General features: G+C 50.6%; 18 protein-coding genes. All 18 read right to left on the minus strand.

Features of this window, described 5'->3' with window-relative positions; genetic code table 11:
* Positions 1–179: 179 nt before the first annotated feature.
* Entirely contained in the window at positions 180–1,016 is an 837-nt protein-coding gene (locus AC52W5_RS01900; protein ID WP_495669761.1) for a WecB/TagA/CpsF family glycosyltransferase, read from the minus strand.
* A gap of 4 nt (positions 1,017–1,020) precedes the next feature.
* Positions 1,021–2,274 (minus strand): glycosyltransferase, encoded by a 1,254-nt coding sequence (locus tag AC52W5_RS01905; RefSeq protein WP_495669814.1) that lies wholly within the window; start codon positions 2,272–2,274, stop codon positions 1,021–1,023.
* A 115-nt stretch (positions 2,275–2,389) separates the two neighbouring features.
* A complete protein-coding gene (locus tag AC52W5_RS01910; RefSeq protein WP_495669762.1) occupies positions 2,390–4,618 on the minus strand; it encodes a beta-galactosidase in 2,229 nt (742 codons plus the stop codon).
* 133 nt (positions 4,619–4,751) lie between these two features.
* Complete coding sequence (locus AC52W5_RS01915; protein WP_495669763.1) at positions 4,752–5,978, minus strand: polysaccharide pyruvyl transferase family protein; 1,227 nt, start codon at positions 5,976–5,978, stop codon at positions 4,752–4,754.
* Between the two features lie 72 nt (positions 5,979–6,050).
* The gene (locus tag AC52W5_RS01920) at positions 6,051–7,322 is read right to left on the minus strand and encodes a hypothetical protein (RefSeq protein WP_495669764.1); all 1,272 of its coding nucleotides are present in this window, start codon (positions 7,320–7,322) and stop codon (positions 6,051–6,053) included.
* A 21-nt stretch (positions 7,323–7,343) separates the two neighbouring features.
* Positions 7,344–8,891 (minus strand): lipopolysaccharide biosynthesis protein, encoded by a 1,548-nt coding sequence (locus AC52W5_RS01925; protein WP_495669765.1) that lies wholly within the window; start codon positions 8,889–8,891, stop codon positions 7,344–7,346.
* A 121-nt stretch (positions 8,892–9,012) separates the two neighbouring features.
* Positions 9,013–10,455 (minus strand): hypothetical protein, encoded by a 1,443-nt coding sequence (locus tag AC52W5_RS01930; RefSeq protein ID WP_495669766.1) that lies wholly within the window; start codon positions 10,453–10,455, stop codon positions 9,013–9,015.
* Positions 10,456–10,660: 205 nt separating this feature from the next.
* Positions 10,661–11,668 carry a GDP-L-fucose synthase family protein gene (locus AC52W5_RS01935; protein ID WP_495669767.1) on the minus strand — a complete coding sequence of 336 codons (1,008 nt, stop codon included), beginning with the start codon at positions 11,666–11,668 and terminating at the stop codon, positions 10,661–10,663.
* Between the two features lie 7 nt (positions 11,669–11,675).
* Complete coding sequence (gene gmd, locus AC52W5_RS01940; protein ID WP_495669815.1) at positions 11,676–12,779, minus strand: GDP-mannose 4,6-dehydratase; 1,104 nt, start codon at positions 12,777–12,779, stop codon at positions 11,676–11,678.
* Between the two features lie 4 nt (positions 12,780–12,783).
* On the minus strand, positions 12,784–13,470 hold the full coding sequence (gene epsI / locus AC52W5_RS01945; protein ID WP_495669768.1) for an exosortase-associated protein EpsI, B-type: 687 nt from the start codon (positions 13,468–13,470) through the stop codon (positions 12,784–12,786).
* A complete protein-coding gene (gene xrtB, locus AC52W5_RS01950) occupies positions 13,467–14,387 on the minus strand; it encodes an exosortase B (RefSeq protein ID WP_495669769.1) in 921 nt (306 codons plus the stop codon). Before xrtB ends, epsI begins: the two co-directional genes overlap by 4 nt.
* A 257-nt stretch (positions 14,388–14,644) precedes the next feature.
* Positions 14,645–15,502 carry a chain length determinant protein tyrosine kinase EpsG gene (gene epsG, locus AC52W5_RS01955; RefSeq protein WP_495669770.1) on the minus strand — a complete coding sequence of 286 codons (858 nt, stop codon included), beginning with the start codon at positions 15,500–15,502 and terminating at the stop codon, positions 14,645–14,647.
* Positions 15,503–15,592: 90 nt separating this feature from the next.
* Entirely contained in the window at positions 15,593–16,981 is a 1,389-nt protein-coding gene (epsF, locus tag AC52W5_RS01960) for a chain length determinant protein EpsF (protein WP_495669771.1), read from the minus strand.
* A 12-nt stretch (positions 16,982–16,993) separates the two neighbouring features.
* Positions 16,994–17,794, minus strand: coding sequence for a polysaccharide export protein EpsE (gene epsE, locus AC52W5_RS01965; protein ID WP_495669772.1), 801 nt, complete (start codon positions 17,792–17,794; stop codon positions 16,994–16,996).
* A 28-nt stretch (positions 17,795–17,822) separates the two neighbouring features.
* Positions 17,823–18,794 carry an EpsD family peptidyl-prolyl cis-trans isomerase gene (locus AC52W5_RS01970; RefSeq protein WP_495669773.1) on the minus strand — a complete coding sequence of 324 codons (972 nt, stop codon included), beginning with the start codon at positions 18,792–18,794 and terminating at the stop codon, positions 17,823–17,825.
* A gap of 275 nt (positions 18,795–19,069) precedes the next feature.
* The gene (gene epsL, locus AC52W5_RS01975) at positions 19,070–20,290 is read right to left on the minus strand and encodes an XrtB/PEP-CTERM-associated polysaccharide biosynthesis outer membrane protein EpsL (RefSeq protein ID WP_495669774.1); all 1,221 of its coding nucleotides are present in this window, start codon (positions 20,288–20,290) and stop codon (positions 19,070–19,072) included.
* A 242-nt stretch (positions 20,291–20,532) separates the two neighbouring features.
* Positions 20,533–22,002: an undecaprenyl-phosphate glucose phosphotransferase gene (locus tag AC52W5_RS01980; protein ID WP_495669775.1), complete on the minus strand. Its 1,470-nt coding sequence runs from the start codon at positions 22,000–22,002 to the stop codon at positions 20,533–20,535.
* Positions 21,944–22,747, minus strand: coding sequence for an XrtB/PEP-CTERM-associated transcriptional regulator EpsA (gene epsA / locus AC52W5_RS01985; RefSeq protein WP_495669776.1), 804 nt, complete (start codon positions 22,745–22,747; stop codon positions 21,944–21,946). The genes AC52W5_RS01980 and epsA overlap by 59 nt, the downstream gene beginning before the upstream one ends.
* Positions 22,748–23,442 lie beyond the last annotated feature (695 nt).

Raw genomic sequence — 23,442 nt, forward strand, 5'->3', positions numbered from 1 at the left:
TCGTCACTGAGCAGCAATCGGGGCATCGAAAACTCGTGTTGTTACTGTATGAGAGCTTTAACAATACGAGTTTTCTTCCTAATGACAAAACCTCAGATTGAAACGTCAACAGACCCTAGCATTCAAAAATACCTGTGGACTGGCCAGCAGAAAGATGGTTAGCGCCTTTCTAATGGAAGTTACTTTCCGGCCCTGCGCTCTGCCTCTGAGTGAACTCTGTTTGAAGTAGCTTTTGCCTTATCAAATTCTCCGGAAAGCCAGTCATACATGCTTCTAATAATAAATAAGGAGTTATTTATCAAATAGCGCTTCCATAACCGTCGCGGTTCGAATATGAGCCGATGGAACCACTCCAAACCGCTCGATTGCATCCAGACTGGGGCACGCGAAACAGTACCGGCATGGTAATCAAAAGCAGCACCGACTCCGATCATTACAGCACGTATTCTGCCGCGGTGTTCGGAAATCCATTTTTCCTGCTTTGGGCACCCCAGACCAACAAATAAAAGACCCACGCCATTCCTATTAATACTCTCGCAAATTTCATTATCCTCGTCAGGGGAGAGCTGGCGAAATGGGGGTGAGACACAATACGATATATTGAGTTGCGGAAAGGTCTTCGCCATAAATGCTCGCAGGCGTTCTAGCGTTTCTGGCGCAGCTCCGAAGAGTCCGACCTTGACGCCGTGCCGAGTCGCGTCCTCGCATAGATGCCACATCAAATCTGGACCATTGATTCGAGTTTGACCTGAGAAACCTTTGCTCCGCAAAGTCCAGGCAACCGGAGCTCCATCCGCTGTCACCATATCCGCCTCTTCAATGGCTTTGTAATGGCTTCTATTTCGGGTGGCAGTAATCACTGAATGAACGTCACAAACGCATACATGACGCGATTCCCGGGCTGTAGCCCAGTTACAAAGCACCTCTCGCACTGTCGACCAATCGACCAAATCAATCGGAACACCGGTGACCAACGCGCGTTGTCTGCCGGGATAGGTAGGTTTCAATTCTTCCAAATTCTTACCCTTTTGTTGGACGAAAGCTCGAATTAAGCTCCCGGTAGTTCTGATAAACCGGGGCTAACACTTCACTCGGACGGAACGGCTGGACCGCTCGTATTGCGGGCGCCCCCCGGTAATGGTTGAGATTATCAAGTACATCTTCGAGACACACGGAAAACTCTTCCATGCTTTGATTCGCAGAGATAGCACCGTTCACTTTGGGGCACACTACCTTGCGTACTTCCCCAACATCCGTGGTCGCGACGGGGAGGCCTGTCCCCAGCGCTTCTAGAACCGCCATCGGCATACCCTCATAAGTCGAGGAAAGAGCGAAGATATCGGCTGTCGCGAGTATGGTAGCAATTTCAGCAGGTCCCTTCAGCCCCAGAAATCGTACCTGCGCCGAAAGTCCTTCTTTAACGACTCTTTTCTCGAGCCCAGTCCTTAAAACGCCATCCCCTATGAAAAGAAGCACAACGTGCCGCCCCTTGGATACAAGTCGCCCAAAAGCAGATAGCAGGAGTTCAGGATTTTTTGTTATATCAAGCCGACCCACGGAAATAATCCACGATGCGGCCATATCGATATTTAAAGCTGCAGCGAGACGTTGCCGCTGTTCTGCCCGGAGATCCTCCCGTAGAGGGAAAAACACTTCCGTATCAACCCAGGTTGGGATGAATCGAATTATCGTAGAACATGCCGGATATCGGTTTTGAAGCGACTTGGTGACCTGCTTACTAACGCACCAGGCTGAGGAAAGCCCGGGTACAATTTTTCGTTCGATCAAATCGTAAATACCTGGTAAATACTTCCAGAGGACATCGGTTTTTGTCGACGTGTGAATAACCGACATGTCGGTATGGAAAAATGCATTTTTGGGTCGCGATTCTCCGCGAAACAACAGTCCGGGCTCGATGCGATGCAATTCAAATATATCAAAATCCTGACACGTAATCTCCGGTGTTCGTGCCACTGCGGTGGTATAACGCAGCGAAAGTGGCAAGTAGGAGCGATCACCGGCATCCACGACCCGGACCACCGGAAAAAAATCGAACTCGCGCCGTCCAAGGCTACCGCGAGTCCAACGCCCAACGGGCCGTGCAACTGGATCGGTCGTCATTCCGACCAGACTGAATTCGATGTCCTCCGGAGCCCATTTAAGAAGGCCACGAATGAATGTATCAATACCGCCGGGAACAATGCCAATTGGATCAGCAGGGTAAAAGATGCGAACGCGTGTAGTACCTCGCATATGCTCATTATTTTTTATCATCAATCAAGGTTGGAGTTTGAGTTTGATCCCGCCAAAGCTCCCGAGACGTTATAACATGCGGTCCATGGACAGGAAAGGAAACAACACCGAGACTCAGGTCCACATCGAGAGGTACTCATTCTGCAGCAATCTCGAAAAAAAGTGCAGGACCATCTGGCAATGCAGACGTGTCCAATCGCAGTTCAATAGCATTCCCTTCCGAAACAAGGGAAATCGCCTCACGTCGCGCGCCACTGAGAGAGAGCGGCCACGCCTTCAGCTTAGCCCCACCTTCAGTTTCGATTTTAAGGGTCGCAGAAACGGTCTGTATTTGTGGAGGAAAGCCCCCAAGAGTCTTGATTGTCGTCCGCTCATCATCCGTGAACTTCATCCCACTGTTGATTGCGTCAGTCAATACCCACAAAAGCAGCCGTTTACTTTTTGCGATTGGCTGATCGTCCAATGCTGAAAGCGCGAAAAGGGCAGGGCCGCTGGTATCCTTTACTGTGAGCGGCCCTGTCGTGTCTGCCCCCCCTCTAAGGACCACCGCCACTGTTTTGTCTGTTACAACCTTTATCCGTTTGGTCTGATTATTAAACACGACTTCGCCTGTATCGGACTCGAATACACCCGCACTCAACCGGGTTCGATTTGAGGCTTCGACAATGCCTGCATCACGTAAGACGTTTAATTGACTTTCTTCGCCTGGGCCCAACCCGGAGCGGGTCAGCGCTGTACTGAGTTTATCAGCCCATATAGGTGCGCTCGTTGCCATCTCGAACCAGACCTCATGCTGGTGACTTTTTACTGGTTCCGCGCGAAAATCAAGCCCGATGCCAGACACGAAGGCTAGACGAGAAAGATTCTCCGGCACTTGTTCCCATCCGGCACTACGCGTTAGCGCTCGTTCGGCGTCCATATGCAGATGAATGCGGCCCCTTGCCGGAGCCACGTCACCGCGTAAAAACAGCAGTGCAGCGAGGCGCTCCGCTGCCCTGGATATTGGATCGGCACCCACGTTGAATGGATAAATCGCTTGTCGACGGACGAACGGCGAGGTCCCATAATCGAACTGGATAGGGGTTTCGGCGAATTGACAGATAGCGTCCCAGCCTTGGTAAGCGGCCATCGCAGGCATCAGTGCAGCTGACTCATGACGCCAGCGGTTCCAGAAAGGTTGACCGTACTCTGTCACCGTAAAGGGCTTACCCCATTGGCGCGTAGTGGTGAGCTCACGGATATAACGTGCGGCATTATCATGCAAACTCGATTGCGAAATCTTAGAGCCTGGCTGCCCGACAGCGCTAGGCAAGGTGTGGTAAGAGTGCATATCGACCCACTCCACAGCAGTACGGGTAATGTCTGCACCAAAAAATGGCCAATTGTCGAAGGCTGTTACCAACCCCTTGAAGCCGAGTTTTCGGATATGCGCTTCCATCGCCTTATATCTGTTACGTTGCAATTCGCTTATAAAACGGGCAAAATCAATACCTCGCGAATCTTTTTCGCGAACCTTTTCAGGCACGTCCACAACCCCATCAACAGATTCTTTCGCTTTCAAGTGGCCACGCCACGCGCTCTTTAGCGTTTCATCGTTGCGGTAGCGAGCTTTCAGCCAGTCGCGGAAGAGCGGGGTCAGACTATCTGGATACCGATTACCCTCAAGGCTGGCGAGATAACCAAGGCTGCCTTCATTTACCAAGATCACGCCCAGCATTGCCGGATCCTGCAGCGGCGCAATGCCAGTATAGGGATTCTTCCTGCCCCAGAGGCGCTCGACCAATGATTCCCAATGTGCAAAGCCATCGGGCTTGGTAAGCACGTCCACCTTCGCCTGGTGTTTTTTCACCCAGCGGTGCGGTCGAACGTCACCCCATGCGGCATTATCGGATGTCAGGCCATCAACGATCCAATAGAGACCCCCTGCCTTGAGTTGCGCAAGCAGGTAATGCAGGCGGTCAAATTGTTCCGGGTCAAAATCAAAATCCTTGAAGCGGCCCGTCATGAGATGAGCGTCCATAAAGTGGAAGCGCACTACGTTGTAGCCGGTACGTTTGAGCTCCTGGACCAGATGCTCGCTCCTGCTTTTATCAGGCAATTCCCCGGTCAGTTTACTGAACACTATAGACGCGATCAGAAATCGTTGGGGCATGTCGCGGCGTTCGAAGCCGATATGCCCGTCCTCAAGCACCTTCGCCCAGCCATGCTTGCCAGCGCGGCCTGCCTCAACCAGTCGGGAAAAATCAAGTGCGCTGCCAGGAACGACGCTTAGCTCTTGGTCCGTAAGCGGCTTCCATTCCCCAGCTACGCCTGGCTTTGAGATCACATACAATACGAGTAAGAGAAAACGGAAAGTCTTCAACATTTTCAGCCTGTTTCCTTTCGCCCGTCGCGTGCAAGGGTGACTGGCAATAGTGTCAGATACCGCTGGGAGTGCGCTTACCCCTTCCTCAATAAGCTGATTTGGAGTAACCTTATTAATTGTCCAATTAATATTTTCATTTCTTCAGATGCTCGGCTAGAACATTCGCGCTCAACGACGATTTGCGCTTCCATTCGGGAATGCGTTGCACAAGCAACGATCGGATAAAGTTCTCGCTCTCTGTCAGTTCGACAAACATTTTCCAGAGGCTCTCGCGGGATATCCTCGGGGTTTGCAAGACAAAATCAAGTGTTCCGAATAAATCCTTGTTCAAGCCGTAAGCTTTAGTGCTATAGGCAAAAGATATCGTTGGAATGCATTGTGACCATGCCGCAATAGTGGCGTGCGTGCGACCTCCCATAAAGTAGCGGCAGCGTCCGATCAGATATTTTAACTGGGCAGCATTTAAATTTCTCTGGATCAGTGCTACGCGGGGTGAGGATCCACCCAAAGCAGTATGGATACTATCGAGAATTGAAGTGTCACTGTTAACGTGACTGCCATCAAGTGAATCTACGTGTGGTATAAGGGCCACGCTTAATTCAGTCTCCGCCAGCACTTTTTTTAGAAATGCTACCGATTCTTCCACAAGATCGCCGGAGTTCCCTTCTTGCCGCCAACTTTCCTCGATTACCGGGCTGATATTAAAACCTAACGCGTTTCCTTGTTGATGAAAAGGCCACGCCCAGTCGACTGTCTCCGGCTCGAGCTGAAAAGCAGGATCGGTCACCAGCACGGCATTCTCCAACCCCAAGCCATGCAGGTAAGCAAGGGTTTCTGTTTCGCGTATGGTAATTACGGAATATCGCTTAAGATGGCGAACCATGTAGCGCTCGAATATGGGATCCTTTAATGGACTTATCGATGCAGCAACCAGCATGGTTACATATCCTGACCGAGCGGCAGCATCCATGAAACCGGCGGCCATAAAAAATGAAGCTGGTCCGTAGTCCAAAGAAATTGTATCGCCCCCGATCATCAGTATTGCATCGCACCCCGCCATGTCCTGGACGACGAAATTCGGCAGCTCGTAAGACGGCTCCCAAAGCGGTTTGATCCAAGGCGCTAACCGGATCGCCCGATTCCACCACTTTATTGTAGGAGGGATACTGTTTGTTGGCACAAATGTCGCTCGATATGTGGCCATTTCTGGCCATTGCCCGGCATCAGCTTCGGGATCAGTTGCAGGAACAAGGAAAGAGGCGTCGTCGAACCGCTCTGAGAGGCTACTGATAACAGTGCGTGTAAGCGCCTCACAGCCTCGGTTGCCAAAGTTAGTTTGCCCAGCCAAGTAGAACTTCATGCTAAAACTCCAGAAGCATTAAGAGAAGGCATTCGATGAATCTCTGGCCTTTTTTCGTTATCAAGGCACGGGTTACACTTTGCCGGTGGCCTTACGAAATATCCGGTATACGGCTCCTTGGGTAAAGTCCTGATCCAGCCTCCATATGAGGTGGCGCACTCGCCTTGCATCGGTCCACTTGGACCATCGGTTCCGCTTGGATCGCTCGTACGCCCGCAGGGCAGTGCGAATCGCTTCGGCGAGCCGGCGGTCACCCGCCATGTCTAGCAGGGGAAGACATTCCTCATAGCAAAAGGCTTGATAGGGAGTATGCATCACGGCTCTCTTTAACAGTAGTTTGGGGTCAACATCCTGCTGCAAAAAAATGCCGCAGCCCTGCAAGCGGCCAAGCGAGTGAAGCGCAAGCATAGTACGGAGGCATTTTTCGCAAGTTCCGCAATTGAGGTGATCGTCATATTCGCCGCGAGTGCAGACTCGGAGATTGGCAAGTCCTGCTGGCCAGTCGGCCACAATCCTTGTTTTCTCAAGCCGCGTATACTCGATTCCGTGATGCGCAATCTTCATCAATGCGGATCCATAATAGGGGTCGAGCAGCGGATGGGAACCATGGGGGTCAGTTGTAGTAATATCGGGACCGGAACTGACTATCATAGTTCTAAGCTTCTGATCGAGTTGATGCGCCACCGAACTCAGAAACGCCCCAAAATAGTAATCCAGCCAAAAATCGTCGTCGTCCTTCAAATGACGGATATTTGTGTGGATCGATATAAGTTCGAGGTCGCTATCCTCTGCAATTGCCCGAGCTGAGTGCAATGCAAGCTCGAAACGCTTGTGATCGGCATTAGTAATACGATCGGCAAACGCCCCTATGTCATAGCCAAAAACAAGCACTCCGTGGGTTACAGAGGACGGGTGACTCCGTGGCACCTGGAGCCGATTGGCACGAAGTGATGCAGAGGAGTCGATACCTCCCGATAGAAAGATTCCGACATGGCGCCGCTCGGAAACGAGCGGCAGAAATTCTTGTACATCTGCTTCTATCTCGGGAGGAGGCCGCTTATGCTGATACCAGTGGGAAAGAATGCGGAAGGCGACATGCAGATTCTGCTTCAGCTCCGGACACACCGGAGCATCAACCGCTACTCGCTGCTCACCTAGCCGGAATGCGGGTATGCCGGCTCCCACCAGGAAAGAGTTGGCGGAACCGGACAAGAAGGCTTCATGGCGGATGTCCGTTTCAAACCAGACGGTCTGGGGCGGACGGTCATTATTTTCCCAAACGATATCGGCTGCCTTACGAATTCGGCTTCCGACGATTTCTGAGCGAATATTTTCTATACGCATATACGGTCACATGAAATTAAGTTATGGCTTGCGCGGGCTCAAGCGAAATGATTGCGGTATTAGCTTCACTATTATCAAACGGTCTTTGTAATCAAACGGCTTGAAAATCAAAACAGCTACGACGTACCCTCCTGTTACAACAAAACCTGCCAAAATAATCCCAAACAAGTTCTCGCTATAGGGTGCTAGCATGTTAGCGAGCACTGCCGCCACGACCGCTGCAGCCACGAGCTTGGCAATTCCTTTTCCATCAGGAACATAGGGCCGCTCAGCCATTCGAAGCCTAACGGCGACAATCGTGACCCAGATGACATCACTCACCAGAGTTCCGCCAAGAACACCAACAGCGCCGAACTCCCGACCGAGAAATATGGAAAGTGGCAAAGCAATCACCGATGCCACCGTTGCCGCAAAACTGGTACCGAGAAACGTATAAACCGAAGCAAGCATAGTATATACAAGCCTTTGTGCCTGGGTGGCAATAAGTGCAGCCATTATAGTCAACAACACTCCCGCCGACTGATACTTCCCCGCAGAAATCCAAGTCCCGAAAGCATCTCCGGAAATCGCCATGAACGCAATTATTGGAGCAAGAACGAAGAGGTTTAGCTTGAACACGAGATTGCAGAGATGATTCTGCTGTTCATAGCTTGGATTCTCCGTATAACGCGCAACGAGGGATGGTCGGATGACTCCATGGAATAAAAACAGGGGGAGATATTTTCTTATGGTTTCGGTAACGGCTGCAGCCATCCCATAAGAAGCCGCCTCTGCCGCGCCCAGCAATCGGGACACGACCAGTTTTAGCGTATCGGAACCGTAAACCTGGTACAGGCACCTCGTCAAGTAACCAAATACGCCATGACGTATCATCCGCCGCCACTCCAACGAGGCCTCATCTGAAGTAGCAGTATTTTGCTGTTGCAGCACTGCTTTAATTTGGTTCACCTCGGGGAATGCAAAGATCAGGGCGAACATTGCGGAAATGAGTTCAATCCATAAGATTGTATCGAGGGTTAAAGTATGAGACAGGCCTAACAGAGCCAGCACCGCAGCAAGGCGAAGCGAACTCTTGACGATCTGATTTAGTTGCGCAGTTTTTTGTGCAAGCAATGCTCCGAGCAGATGATCATTGAAAAAACGAAGTAAAGACTCAACGACGAAAAAGCCAGCAAACACCTGGGCCAGGCCCTCGGGCGGATGAAGTCCAGCGAATGCGGTTATCGCGTCAAAAGCTACCCACAGTCCTATACCCGACAGCACGGCGCTAAGTACCCGGATTTGAAGGATCCTCAAAAGCAGTGCTACAAATTGTGAGTTATTCCCGCGAACACGTGCTTCTGGCAGAAAGCGTTGAACAATATCCGGAAGACCAAGCTCGCTGACGACGTTCGTGATCTCAAAGACTGCGAGTAAAACTACGTAGACTCCATACTCCGGCGGAGATAAGTGACGTAGCAAAACGATGAGCCAAATAACGGCAAGGCTGCCGGCAACGGTTTTTCCAGCAAAAAAGTATGCTGCTGCATCGCGGATATTACCGGCAGAATAATAGCGGTCGTTGTTCATCTTCCTACGATTTATCGCAGTAGCATCAAGAATAGCTTTATGCGCCAGGCGCATCTAAGCAGTGTTGCGAGCTTTGCCCATAACGTGCGAATTACCTCTCATGCGGAACTTGATTCAGCTTTTATATCACCGAAGTTCGAGTGGTTTGGGCTTTGGCATGCGTGAGGATAGCGAGGAAAAAGAACATTATAAACTGGACAGAAGCGGCATCTATGACGTCGCGGTTATAAATGAGTCCACTTAGAATGATTAGCAGACCGATGCTCGCGCACTCAACGCTAGCCTGCAAATCGGACGGCATGTTCTTTCGTCGCATTAAGCGGAACCCTTCAAGGACGCCGAAAACAAAAACTCCGGCAAAAGACACGGCGCCGAGTAACCCGAGATCCCAGAGCAACGTGGTTAAAGTTGAGGTGTCAATAAGAAAACTGTACGCGCGTGCTACTTCACCTACTGCAAACGAACTGTTGCCTCGACTGGCGCCTAGCCCATGTCCTACCACCAACCGTACGGGGTCAGATAAATCGTGCTGATTCCACCAGAAGACTATGGAAGCCGTTCGCCCCAACTCGCGCGTCTCCATACCGAATTTATCAGGATCAAAAAAATATCTGATTTGGGTCTCGTATAGCTGAATATAGTCCATAGATCTGCCGCTCCCGTCGTAATACATTGCTTTATAAGCCGCGAGGATGCCGACAGCGACGGCCAACAGCATAAGCACAGCAACTAGAAATCCAAGCGGACGAGTGCGAATCTGACGTGAAAAAATAAGGGTACCGGCCAAAAGAAACCAGACGACGACAGCTTTAACCTCGGCGAGAGCTATCGATGGGAGCAGGAGTAAGCAAATCAGTCTCAAACGAGAAAGGCTGAGTTTGTGATTGCGCCATGCGACCAAAGAAACTACAAGTGCCATGATGATAAAGAACCCCATAGCAGCGGAGTTTCCCCCGAGCACGCTGCCCCCAAAAGTGCCGGATATGGCATCCCAACTTAAGCCGGCAGTACCTCCGGCGTTGGACAAGCTGCTCGCTATAAAAAATTTCTGATACAGCACCACCGGTAGTTGGACACAAGCAACAACGATGATCGCTTTCCAGATGGCTGCTACAGTGGTGTCGAAAGTTCGGAGAGCGAGGATGGCGAAAAGCACGCCAAACATAAACACGTAGTTTTTGAGGCCCACAAGAAGTTGCGCGAGAGGCGACAAGTTGAAGCCGACAGAAGCGATTATCGTGAGGACGTATATGATCAAGGGCAGAAAAAACCATGGCCGGACAGGAATTTTCTTTTCATGCGGCGTTTTCCGTTCCATTAACGCACGCAAGCCTAGCAGGAGTGCTAGCAAATAGGGTATCCAGTTAGCTTGGGGTATACCCAGGAAATACTCCACGAAGCCCGCAATCACAGTTGCAAGAACAAGTTCCAGGATTACGATCCAGTGCAGGGGTGCTATCAAAACCGCGAGTGCGCCTAATACTGCGACCACAAGCAGGATGGCAGCCAAAGGCAATACCGCGCATAATAATCCTACAAACAGGGCAAAAATACCGAACAGCAAAGATATCGATACAGTGCTGTATGCTGGAGCGCGGATTTGTAGCATTAGGAACTAAAACTTGAGATTGGAATAAAGTAATTTAAGGATAAGAAATATTGTTGAACTGAGTAATATCATAAGGAGGTGCACAAAGTTCTGTCCCGCTATTCTCGGTTCAGGACTGGATAATCGCAATCAAACCTTTGAACTTCACATTAAATTAACATTACGATTGGGAATTGATGCTACATCGTGTAGCACGAAAGTCGGTATAGGCTCGCATCAGCCCTTCTTCCAATCCTAAAGTAGCCCTGAAGCCGAGAGCATGCAATCGGGAAACATCCATGAGCCTGCGAGGAGCTCCGTCGGGTCTGGATGAGTCAAATTCAACGCAGCCTTGGTAACCTACGACCTTACCTATCGTCTCAGCCAACTCACATATGGAGATGTCTTCACCCACGCCAACGTTTATCAGAGGCGCGAGGCCCAAAGCATCCGATTCGAGTGCTGTCCCGGCCGGCCAGAGGAGCCGGGAATACTCCTGATCTTTCAAATTCATCAAAAATATGCACGCCTCAGCCATATCCTCGCTGTAGAGAAATTCGCGGCGGGATGCGCCTGTTCCCCAAACAGTGACCGTAGGGGAACCATTAACCTTGGCCTCGTGATACTTCCGTATCAATGCTGGAATGACGTGACTGGTGTTGAGATCATAGTTATCCCCGGGGCCATAGAGATTTGTCGGTATCGCAGCGAGATATTGCGTTCCATACTGCCGGTTATAGCTCCAACACATTTCGATCCCCGCAATCTTTGCCAATGCATAGGGCCGAGTAGTCGGCTCCAGCGGACCTGTGAGGAGGTGTTCTTCCTTCACGGGCTGCGGGGAAAGCTTGGGGTAGATGGCACTGGAGGCTAGAAAGATTAATCGCTGAACGCCGTTACGATACGCCTCGTGAATTACGTTAGTCTGAATGGCGAGATTGTCACGGACAAACTCGGCACGATATGTATTGTTGGCATAAATGCCCCCTACCTTTGCAGCCGCAAGGAAAACGTAATCAGGCTTTTCCGCAGCGAAAAAAAACGCTGTTGCTTTCTGATCTGTCAGGTCCAGTTCAGCATGGGTTCGGGTCAAAAGGTTGCTGTATCCCTTATGCTTTAAGCTCCGCATGATAGCCGAACCGACCAGTCCCTTATGGCCCGCCACATAGATTTTGTCATTCTTCTCCATTGGTTGCCTATTCGTGGTAGTCGTAGCTGGCAAATCCGTGTCTCTTGACGAGTTCATCTCGCTCGGCGCTCTTGAGGTCCTCTCGAACCATTTCGCTGACGAGTTCCCTGAAAGCAATCCTTGGCGCCCAACCGAGCTTTTTTCTTGCCTTGGTGGAATCACCCAGCAGAGTCTCGACCTCGGTCGGGCGAAAGTATCGTGGATCTATACGAACGACGACATGGAACTCCCGATTCGAGGATGTTTGTTCGATGAACCCTATTTCGTCGACGCCGTGTCCGCTCCAGCTTATGCGCATGCCAAGCTCTTCCGCTGCCGCGATTACAAAATCGCGAACACTATGCTGAACACCAGTGGCGATGACGAAGTCTTCCGGCTCGTTCTGCTGTAGCATCAGCCATTGCATCTCGACATAATCACGCGCGTGACCCCAGTCACGCCGCGAGTCCAGGTTACCGAGATAGAGGCAGTCCTGAAGACCAAGTTTAATCCGGGCGAGCGCACGGGTAATCTTGCGGGTAACGAAAGTTTCACCCCGAATGGGACTCTCGTGATTGAAGAGGATGCCATTACACGCATAAAGGCCATAGGCTTCGCGGTAGTTAACCGTGATCCAATATCCATATAGCTTTGCTACTGCATAAGGGCTGCGCGGATAGAAAGGCGTTGTTTCTGTCTGGGGGGTTTCCCGCACCAATCCATAGAGCTCGGATGTGCTGGCTTGATAAAAGCGTGTCTTTTTTTCCAGGCCGAGGATACGTATGGCTTCCAGTATACGCAAGGTTCCAATGGCATCAGCATTGGCGGAGTATTCAGGGGTTTCGAAGCTGACCGCGACGTGGCTCATTGCGGCAAGATTGTAGATCTCATCAGGTTGAACCTGTTGTATGATCCGGATCAGGTTCGTTGAATCGCTCAGATCTCCGTAATGCAAAATGAAATTGCGTTCTGAAACGTGCGGGTCTTGATACAGATGATCAATGCGATCGGTATTAAACAGCGACGTGCGGCGCTTTATTCCATGGACGATATAATTCTTCCTGAGCAAAAATTCCGCTAAATAAGCACCATCCTGCCCGGTTATGCCCGTGATGAGCGCTATCTTTTTCACTTTATCAGTTGACTTGAACACCGCCATTAAACTTTTTCCTGTATTCCGGCGCTAAAGCACGAAGCATCTGATCGGCAAACTGAGTCTGCATTTCGTAAGCGTTCGCTGCTTCGCTATCGATAGACGAAACCCGGACCAGCATGCCGTCAGGAATTTTACCGCTGAGGCCATGCCTCATTTCGGCGATTTTCTTTTGAAATCCGCCTTGAAATACCCGATCACCAACTATTGTCCAGTAGGTGACGGGCTCGGTGCGCTGACCGAGATTGGTCAGAATCCGAGTAACAGGAATTAAGCCGCTTTGGGTTGTCAGGAGACCCGCTTCTTTCCTCTGGAGCAAAAATCCTTGGGCGGGATAGCAGACTTCGGGATAGTGCATTTGCATTGAATCTCTCTGGTCGTCGCCATACGCTATCGATAGCATGACGCGATATCCGCGGCTATTCATGTAGGTACGGCTGAGTGTTTGTGTGTAGATTCTGTCTATCATTTCCTTCTGCCGGGGATCAACGATTTGTATTGAATCTCGATGCTCTTCGTGCCAGTCCCCAAACGTACGCGGAATGACAGTTTCAAGGTCGATCCCCGGTTCATGATCCGCAACTTTTTCCGTCGGCCTCAGGGCTAACGCAAGCCCTGAGGCAGCGAGCATGAGTAAAAGAAGCGCTAAATTTCTGAGCCAGAGATTCATGCCTGAGCCCCGCTCGCCCCACCGCTACTCTGGCGCAGTTTAATACCGAATTGCAACAGCGAATCTACCCCAATAATCAGCAGAAGCGCGCTGAGGAAGAGCACCATTCCTGCAAAACCGTGTAAAAAGCCCTGTCCCGCCTCGTCACCGAAATGATAGGTAATCAGGGTTAATACCATTACACGAATGACGTTGGCGGTAAAGGATATTGGAACTATAAAAATAGCAAGCGCGACGTTTCGGAATAATGAGTCATGGCGGATGAGATTAAGGTAGAGCAGACCTAAAGCTTCAAGCGTAAAGAGAGTGTGCAAGCCAGCGCAAGCATCGGCTACCAGCAGTTTGTATTGCCCAATCTGCAGGATGACGCCTGTGCGAGCGATGGGGTATCCGGCCCAGAAAAGAATGTGTTCGGCGACATAGGAGACGGCCATCTTCATCGGCATGGTCAGCGTATCCACTATCATACTTGGCAGCGGTATCATGAAAAGCATGAAGAAAAGGGGAAACCACTGCGCCTTGAGTGCCGCGCTGCCGCGCATAAGTAAGAGAATTGCAGCAAGCAGCAAGATAGCCGATCCGATCTCGAAAATAAGGATGTCTTGAGAGCGGCCGATAACATACAAGATCAGCCCGAAAACGAAAATGGGCCAGCCGACTGCGGAGACCGGAGATTGGCCTTCGCTCATACGCCACATCTCGGGCCACTTTCGGTAGATAAGCCAGCATGCGATGCTCAGAACAATCGGGCCATGAGCTTGCTGATCGGTAGACCAGATGCCGCGAAAGAGATCGACCAGACTAGGTAAATAAAGTACGATTAACCCGACAATGATGGGTAGCCATACGAGCAGACGGGTGCCCGATTCACCAAGCAATTTTTTTTTTGTAAAAATAATTGAAGAATTAATAGCCATCTTGCTTTCACCACAACGCGGATTATTTCGCCATCTCATCTTTTGCTCTACGCAGATGCCCTGATGCAGGAATTCTGCTTGAATTGCTTGCCGTGGAGTAGGGCGTGCTGTAATAAATCTCGTATTCAACCTTCAGATAAAGTTACCTATAAAGTTACCTACGCTGTCATTCGCTGGCACCCGCTTTTGTGCTTACGGAACCTTCATTGAATTAGACTAAGCTTCTGTAGGACTACGGCGGACTTGCGCTTTTATTATCAGAAGTCATTCAATACCGACCCTACCACTGAAGCATCTGTCTGCCGGAATCGCCGCGCCAGTTCGACCGTTTGTGAGATAGAAGTATGGTCTTTGCGAGCCACGAGCAAAGTAGAGGACGCTTCGGTTGCTATGATTTGCGCTTCCGCATATTCACTTGCTGCCGGCGTATCCAAAATAACAATATCGAACTGGCAACTGAGCGATTGCACCAAGTCAGGGAAAACTTTGCGGCCGATCAGCTCTTGTGGATTTGGCGGCACTGCCCCTGACGGTAGCAGGGAGAGTCCGAGTAATGGCGGAATCCTGACAATGCAATCCAACCCACCCCGCCCCGCAAGAAAACCGGACAAACCAGCCTCCCCACGCACCTTAAAGAACTCGTGTTGACGAGGGGCACGAAGATTTGCATCAATGAGGAGTGTGCTCTTGCCCAACTGTGAAAACATAATAGCCAAGTTCGCGGCGATGAAGCTACGGCCCTCCCCCACGCAGGGACTGGCAATGGCAAGCACGTTTTGGTCCGCATCCGGCTGAAACCAGCGTAACATGAGCTGACTCCGCAGACCACGCAGGTGTTCAACAATGGGACTGAATGGCTTATATGCTGCGATTAAATGATGACTAAGACTCTTGTCTCCTGCTGGGAGGTAGAGATTGTTAAACTGGCGCGAAAGGGCAAAGCGTACATCATCCTCCGTAAGAAAACCAAGGTTAATGGCGATGTCCCCAAAACGCTGCCCCTGCTGCGCCTGGGTCTCCAGTATGCGATTTATATTTTCTTCGGACAGCCTTCCTGCACTGACCAGAATCGCTCCAATCGAACTGCTGTTTCCCACAGTCTGAGTCCGTCCCATGAAGGACTCATGGGCACTTGAGGTCTGACTGCGTTTAATAGTGGGTAGATTTGCGCTGACGGGATTCATGGCGTAGTTCCGTTTAAGATATCAGCTGGATTCCGGTTTGAGTAGTTTCGGAATTCGCGAGGGAAGTTTTCGAGGTGGACCTGAAAGGACCGCGAGGATGGGAATATCTATAGCCTCAAGTAGATCATCCGCTGAGCGAACGCGGCGGTCCAAGATCTCCAGCATCAACGCCATTCCCACACCGAGTAAGGCACCTAGAAAAGTGGCAATCAGCATATTGAGCAGTATTTTGGGCCGAGAGTGGCTCGTTGGTATCGTAGCAGGGTTCAATGTAGCAATGTTCGTTTGCACAGAAAGGCTCTCCAGTCTGGTTAGAGCCGAACGTTGGCTTACGGCCTCGAAATCACGCTGTGCGGCCTCGACATCGCCCTTAAGCACGCTCAATTGGTCACGTTGCCTGTTGAGCTCAAGCACTCGCTCTTTCTGCTTTTCCATCGCTTCGAGCAACTCCTGCTCCCTCCGCTTTCCCACCTCGTAAGAGGTACCGATACTGCTATGAATCTTGCGTGTTTCCGCAGCAAGCCTGTTTTTGAGGGATGCGAGTTCAGATTGCGTGCGTTTGGTTTGCGGATGATTTGGCCCCAGATAGGCACTGCTTTCCTGCAGCTTCGCATCGAGGCGCGCAATGTCCGACTTGAGGCTATTTATCAGCGGACTCTGTATGACCTCGGCCAATGTGTCCGGATCTTCAGCAGCTTTCCGTTTGCTGCTGCTGTCAGACGTCTGCGCCTGGATGAGGGTAAGCTGTGCAGAAAGATCGTTGAGCTTCGCAATTTCATAATCAAGACGTTCATCGGTACCAACCAGACCGGTATTCTGCTGATAAGCCGAGAGCGCTCCCTTGGCTTTCTCAAGTCTGTCACGCATCGCCCGGGTCTGATCTTTAAACCACTCGGCATATTGGCGAGCGGGAGCAACTTTCAGATCGAGGTTGACGTCGATATATGCCTGAGCGAAGGCGTTTGCAACAGCTGCCGCAAAGTTTGGTTCTTTTCCGGTGTACTCTATTTGTATGACGTTGCTTTCGCGTGACGGTTTAACGTCCAGTGTCTGTTTAAGCAAGTCTGCCAGCCAAGTCACGAGCTCACCCTTCTCGCCATCCTCGACCCATTGCTCTTTGATAAGCTCGTTTTCATCCATTCGCAGCATTTTTACAACACGGTGAGCTACACGGCTGCTATTGATTATGTCTACCTGAGTGGCCATATACGCAGGAGCAGCCAACCCCGGCAAAACCATGCCAGCGACTGGATCGGGTGATTTGATATCTACCACTACGGCTGCTCTTGCCGTATATTGCTTCGGCAGCAACAAGCTGACCAGAAGTGTAACGAAGACAACAAACAACAAAGTGAAGAACACCACTTTGCGGCGTGCTTGGAGGATAAGCAGGAATTGATGGAGTGTCATATTAGGTTAGCGTCAAAAAATGCTCTCACGTACATAGATGATGTCATTAGGCTGCACTGCATCCGTCATCTTGGGCGAAAGCCGCTCAACGACTCCATCGGCATTTCTGCGGTCAAGACGCAACCACCATTCGCTGCCTCGCGGAGTGGGTCCACCCCCCTGAGCCAGAGCCTGCATTACGGTCATACCCCGCTCGATACGATATGCACCCGGCCGCTGTGCCTCACCGTATATATAGAAAACGGGAGCCCGGTGAACGTAAATCGTGTCTCCTCCAGCAAGGATGATATCTTCCTCTGACCTCTCTTCCAGATAGAGTGCAGGAATATCGATCATCTTGCGGAAAGGTTGTCCATTGCGGGTCCCGGTGACGATTGCGAAATCATCCCCAAGCGCCGTAGTACCGCCGGCGGCAGCCAGCATGTCGCTCACCCTGCTTAGCGTTTCCAGGGGAAAACGTCCCGGGCGGTTGACCTGGCCAAGCACGCTCACCTGATTGCCTCGCATCTGCAGGAGGACAATGGTCACCTGGGGTTGCTTTATGAAACCCCCTTTCTTTAAGGCCGATGCAAGCTTGTTCTCGGCGGAAGCAACAGAAAGCCCTCCGACCTCGACAGCGCCAACCAGCGGAAACGTGATGGAACCACTTTCTGAAACCCGGGTTTCAGTAGTAAGGTCAGGGTTTTGGAAAACCTGAATGCGCAGAATATCCCCTGGGCCCAATGGATAGTCAGGACTCTCGGCAAAAGCTTTAGCCGAAAACAACACTGACACTGATAAAAGGATCAAGGTACGAACCAAAATTTGGAACATATTGTCGGACTTCCTCTTGGTAATTGCGTTATCTCAACAAACCAGCCGCACCCTTTTCAAGGCCGGTATTATCGATCTGCGGCGAACTCTTATCCGTAGCACTGGCGACCGATGAAACGGAATGTCCTTCGCCGGATGCATTTTTATCCGGAGCAGCGAATTCGCCCATATAGGTGATTTCGGCTTTTGCCTTGAGCGCCTTTATTTCCCCTCTCGCGGCTTCTGCCGCGCGCTGATTTCCAAGAAACTGCTGGATACGCGGTAACGCCGCTGCTTCGGTAATCGGGGCTGTTTGTGCGGCAGCAATCCGCATGAGGGTAATCGATTGCGGACCCTGGATGAGCAGGCCCTGGCCGGGTTTCAGGGGATGTATCTTGGGCAGGAGCTCAAGAGGAATCTGTTCAGCAGAACGAGTTGCGCTGCCGGCGGCAAACTTTATCTCCTTGCCTTGCAGCCATTTTGCAATGTCTTCCATGGGCTTGCCTGAGTCGAGCATTTGCTGCAGCTCGTCCGTGACACCGCTTGATGAAGGAAGCACAATTTCCTGTATGTTATAAATGCGGCGTTCTGCGAAAAGCTGAGGATGCTCTGAATAGTAGGCTTTTGCTTCTTCGATGGTTGGTTTTGGAGTGGCCGCAGTGATCTGCTCGAGATAGGCGCGCGCAAGAATCTCTCTACGGGCGTTATCCAGGGCCATGAGAACCTCCGGTGAACGATCAAGCTTTTTATTGATAGCCTGTTCTACCGCAAGTTCCTGATCGACCAGGCGGTCAAGAACCTCCTGTCGAATCCTGGATGCGTTTTCCGGAGAATTTGCGCTATTGCGCGTGGCTCTGGCCAGAACATAATTGAGTTGATGCACGGAGATTTCACCGGAATTTACTTTGGCCGCTACCTGACTCGCTGGTTGCTGTGATTCTTTTTTGTCGCAAGCCACGAGTCCTAAAGCAAGCAACGGAAGTAATAGTGGCATTATGAATTTCTGACGATCCATTTTCATATAATCAAGTTTATTGAGCCATTGGCTTTTCGGTTAAAAAAACAGGACAAATAATTTAAAACAACCCGGTGTTTTCAAGTATTTTTCACTTCCCGCCAGTACAGATTCCCATCAATACAGGCGTGTAATTCAGGTGCCTGACAACCACGGTAGCCGAGGTGGCATTCGGCCGCAATAGTCCATTCGTACTACCAGTACTCCCATTGTAAATCACTTCTTGCCAACTCTTCTCAACTTGTCTCGATAGTAATAATAGTGAAGCATGGTTGCGATTATCAGAAATTAAGCGTGGCCGAGACGCTTCCTGCGGTGCTGTCAAAATCAAAGCCGCGATGGTTGGAACTGCGATGATCCCGATGAAAAGCGGCACTGAGATAGAGTACATTAAGTGGCCGCCACTCCAGGGCAACTAAACCGGAATGCATTTGATCGCTCCGATTACCTGTAGGAAGGGAAACAACAGCACCATGAAAATCACTGAGAATATAGTCATAGCGGACCCTCAATGCAGTCTTTTCCGTGATTTGCCAGACAGGAGCAAACGAGAAGCGATTGGTGGCAATGTAACTGCTCGAGAAACGCTCAAAGATAGAACTCTGAAAGGCAAATGGCGCAGTCTGATAATTGGATAATTGCCTGGACCATCCTCCCGTCAACTGCAGTTTGCTGGTCAGCAGCCAATTTATATTGAGATCGCCCACGAAGCCGGCGAAGTCGCGCTGGGGAAAATGAGCATGCTGACGGTCGAGGTAGCCAACTCGTCCCTCTATGGAGGTCTTGGCCGTGATGGGCCAATGCATGCGGAGTTCGTGCTCCATTTCATCGAAGCGAGTATCGAAGAGGGCACTGAGGATAGGCTCCGGTCGATTGATGAACTCCCCGCGCCCGCTTCTCACTTTGTAAGTGAGCGTGCTGCCGGAACTTGAGACATAGCGTATTCCCCCCTCCACCGAGGAAACCTTGTTGTTAAAATCCTGAACGGTCAGGCGGCTGTTCTTCATGACGCTATGGTCAAGACCGCCAATGAGATGCCAGGCCCTGTTAAGCTCAAGAATTCCATCAAAATGATAGTTGTCAAAGGTGCGCAGGTTGCGGTTTGTGGCATTCAGAAAACCGGTGAGGTTTGCAAAATTGTTAAGCGCTTCACTGTGGCGGCTAGTCAATCTGCCATGAAGGTAAGGGGTTGCATACCAGTGCCAGGCCGCGTTGTAATTTTTTCCGAGAAAATCAAGGAAATCAAAATTCATGTAACGATTATCAACCAGGGTACCGGTTACCTCGAAGCGTTGCATGGAATATGTTTTATTAAAACCAAGAGTTGCAGACGTGATGATGATCTGATCGGCTCTCCGCGGTTGGCCGGTGAATGCAACCGGGTTAACGAGGGGAGAGAAACGAAAGACGTTGCTGTCGTACGTAAAGGTGGTGCCTGCGGTTACGCTGAAAGTCTTGTCGGGAACCTTCCTGGGGGGATGTGGCATCGACTGTTGGGCCATTATCTGTTGCGCATTCATCAAAAAAAAACCTAAAGAAGCAATTACTGCAATCCAACGACGGCGGCCAAGGGAAAGATTTAACGGCAATCTTTTTTTCATTTTAGATATCTCTATCTTTCCGATATAAAGGAGGCTGCAAGAGTATCACCTTGACTAACGGGAGGATAGCGGAAGTATTATTCGCGTTAACGGATGCTGAGAGGTTTTGCGGCGCATGAGGGAAGCACTTAATGGGGAAGCACTTAATATGCCGCCCGATCTTTCAGTACTACCAGAATAGTCTTGCAGATGATGTGCAAATCGAGCCGCAACGACCAGTTGCGTAAATAATCGAGATCATGATCGATCCGCGCCTGCATCTTGTCCAGGGTTCGCGTCTCGCCACGGTAGCCGTTGACCTGCGCCCAACCTGTAATTCCCGGCTTTACCTTGTGCCGGATCATGTAGCCTTTTATAAGATTGCGATATATCTCGTTGTGCGCCACCGCATGAGGCCTGGGACCGACAATGCTCATGCGCCCCTGCAATACGTTGATGAACTGCGGCAATTCGTCCAGTGAATTCTTTCTCAGGAAAGCCCCGATGCGGGTTATGCGGGAATCATCTCTTTGTGCTTGCCGGATGGTATTCCCATCTTCGCAGACGCTCATCGAGCGAAACTTGTAAACGAGGATTTCCTCGCCGTCCAGCCCATAGCGTCGCTGCTTGAAAATGATGGGGCCTGGCGAATCCAGTCGGATGGCAGTCGCGATGAGCAGCAGAAGTGGCGAGATGAGTAGAAGGATCAGTAGCGAGAGGATAATGTCGCTGGCCCGCTTAATGATTCCATTGGAACCCGCAAAGGGGGATTCGCAGACGGCGATAACCGGCGTACCGCACACCGTCCCGCTTCGCGCCTGGATAAGATCAGTAATAAACATGTCAGGCACGAAATAGATTGAAGCAGTCGTATCCTTCAACTCGTCGAGAACGTGCAGAATGCGTGGCTGCGAGGCCATCGGCAACGACAGATAAATGAACTGAATGCGGTGCTCCTTGACAAATTCAGGGAGTTCTCGAAGTCTTCCGAGCAAGGGATTATGGCGCGTGTGTGGAAGTCGGCTCTCATTCCGATCATCAAAAAAACCGGCCAGTTCCATATTGGAATAACGCGTTTCATGGATACGACTGGCGAACGCTGCCCCCTGCTCGTTCATGCCAACGATGATGGCGCGCTGTGGCGGACCTTGGAGCATGAGGAGATAGGGTGCAGCGATACGGAACAGCAGATGGACGCCGATTTGACTTAAGGGCGCAGCCCATAGCCATGTGATGAGCACCTGGCTGGAGAATTGTGCGATATAACCGGTGGCAAAACCGAGAAAAAACAGTAGCAAAGCCATCCAGAACCAGGTGTAGAGCACGTCGAAGATAAGGACTTTGACGGATGACCGGAGATGTGACGCACCTGGAAAGGAGATAGAGAATACGATCACCGACAGGATCAAGTAAGGCGGGAGCAACTCGCCTTCAAAACTGGTGCTTATCAGCCATAACGAAAGTGTCAGTATTGCCGGATCAAGCACTGACTCGACCGCGCTCAGCATATTGTTAGCCAACGGGCCTTTCACCTGGCGGGTGGTAACAGTTGAAGCGGAAAATGTGGGATTTGCCTCAGCCATGACCAGCACGTTGCTCAATTTTGGAAATGGCTTGCACTCGGTTGTAGACATCGAGTTTCCGGAATATCTGGTGCAGGTGGTTTTTGACAGTGTAAGAACTGATGCGCAGGATACTGCCGATTTCGGCATTTGTTTTGCCCTTTCTTACCCAGGTCATTATTTCGACCTCTCGCTCGCTCAACCCATGGATATCGAACTCCGGCGCATCTGTGAGGAGGGAGGGCCGGCAGGAGTGCTGCGGCAAGGGTGTTACGCGGCGCAAAGCCGTATCAAGGTAGGGCAGCAGAATTTCCATTGCGATCAATGTTGAATCGTCAAGCTTATCCTTCGAACTGAAGACGACATAAAGGCAGTCATGATGTCCCCGCTCATCACTGATACCATGGAACAGTGACGAGCGCATGTTGCGTAACGCTCTTCCGAAAGAGCAGTGCGCCCCCCCATCCCCCTGAAGAATCTCCGACACGCCTAACTGCGCTTCGCAAACCCGGGATACACAAGGAATGCGTCCCCTCTCAATCCACCGGTTGTAGGATACGCTCAGCAATGGAGAAAGCCGGTCCAACTGCAATTGGGCCGTTCTGAGACCGGGCAGCGGAGAAATGATGTCGTATCGAACATTATTCGAGCTGAAATCCCCCCAAGCCGCAAGCAGGATCTCGTGAGGTAAATAATGCTGCACTTCCCCTTGCAGCCATTTTAATAGGTCAAAATGGCGGCGAACTGCTGTTCCTTCCTGAATGATCCGAAAGTAACGCTGAAGATGATCATCAGTGAACGGAGGGAAGAAACCCATTTTATTTTGTGAGTAATTGGTTTATTGAATGGGTTAAATAACTCAGGCTTTGATACTATCGATAAAACGAATGTAAATTGTGGGCGGACGCTGCCGTTAAATTCCGTAGTTGGTTGTTCTTTCTCTGATACAGCACAAATGCCCCTGGTTTCCCCTTCAGCCTTTCCAATGTTGGACGCTGTGAATTCTGCTCGACACTGTGCTTCATTTTGGGCTTCCGCCTTATCGGGAGTATTTGAAATAATGACTCACTACACTCACTACTAATGACTCACTACACTCACTACAAATAATGGCTTACTACTGTTACCAAAGTATTTCGACCAGGGATAACAGGTGAAAAGTCTTCCCTGCTAACGACTGCTACCTGCAAAAGAGCAAAAACGAGAACGAGAACGAGAACGACAATAGGCTAAGGACCAAATATTACCGGTAATAAAAATACTGTCTGTTCGCTAATTCACATAACCTCAATAAATATGAATTTGCCGCTCGGGAGGGAATTTGATAATCGGAGCGTCAAGACCAGAAACAGGTATGACGAAGAGCATATGCGGGAGATTTCCCGGACAGAGGACCGTTTTATGGGCTGCTACCGGCAAATCCATATGCTTCTCAAGCGTGCAGGCTGGCAGCCGGGTAAAAACCAGGCATACCGACTAAGAACGAACCCTCTTGCGCTGCCGCGTACATAA

Source organism: Nitrosospira sp. CT, assembly GCF_059489795.1.

Bases quoted from the DNA above. Each gene is read 5' to 3' on its own strand.
- AC52W5_RS01935 (WP_495669767.1), bottom strand. From the start codon at position 11,668: ATGGAGAAGAATGACAAAATCTATGTGGCGGGCCATAAGGGACTGGTC.
- AC52W5_RS01920 (WP_495669764.1), bottom strand. From the start codon at position 7,322: ATGCGTATAGAAAATATTCGCTCAGAAATCGTCGGAAGCCGAATTCGT.
- epsA (WP_495669776.1), bottom strand. From the start codon at position 22,747: ATGGGTTTCTTCCCTCCGTTCACTGATGATCATCTTCAGCGTTACTTT.
- AC52W5_RS01910 (WP_495669762.1), bottom strand. From the start codon at position 4,618: ATGTTGAAGACTTTCCGTTTTCTCTTACTCGTATTGTATGTGATCTCA.
- AC52W5_RS01980 (WP_495669775.1), bottom strand. From the start codon at position 22,002: ATGTCTACAACCGAGTGCAAGCCATTTCCAAAATTGAGCAACGTGCTG.
- AC52W5_RS01925 (WP_495669765.1), bottom strand. From the start codon at position 8,891: ATGAACAACGACCGCTATTATTCTGCCGGTAATATCCGCGATGCAGCA.
- xrtB (WP_495669769.1), bottom strand. From the start codon at position 14,387: ATGGCTATTAATTCTTCAATTATTTTTACAAAAAAAAAATTGCTTGGT.
- epsG (WP_495669770.1), bottom strand. From the start codon at position 15,502: ATGGGACGGACTCAGACTGTGGGAAACAGCAGTTCGATTGGAGCGATT.
- epsI (WP_495669768.1), bottom strand. From the start codon at position 13,470: ATGAATCTCTGGCTCAGAAATTTAGCGCTTCTTTTACTCATGCTCGCT.
- AC52W5_RS01970 (WP_495669773.1), bottom strand. From the start codon at position 18,794: ATGAAAATGGATCGTCAGAAATTCATAATGCCACTATTACTTCCGTTG.
- AC52W5_RS01915 (WP_495669763.1), bottom strand. From the start codon at position 5,978: ATGAAGTTCTACTTGGCTGGGCAAACTAACTTTGGCAACCGAGGCTGT.
- epsE (WP_495669772.1), bottom strand. From the start codon at position 17,794: ATGTTCCAAATTTTGGTTCGTACCTTGATCCTTTTATCAGTGTCAGTG.
- epsL (WP_495669774.1), bottom strand. From the start codon at position 20,290: ATGGCCCAACAGTCGATGCCACATCCCCCCAGGAAGGTTCCCGACAAG.
- epsF (WP_495669771.1), bottom strand. From the start codon at position 16,981: ATGACACTCCATCAATTCCTGCTTATCCTCCAAGCACGCCGCAAAGTG.
- AC52W5_RS01905 (WP_495669814.1), bottom strand. From the start codon at position 2,274: ATGATAAAAAATAATGAGCATATGCGAGGTACTACACGCGTTCGCATC.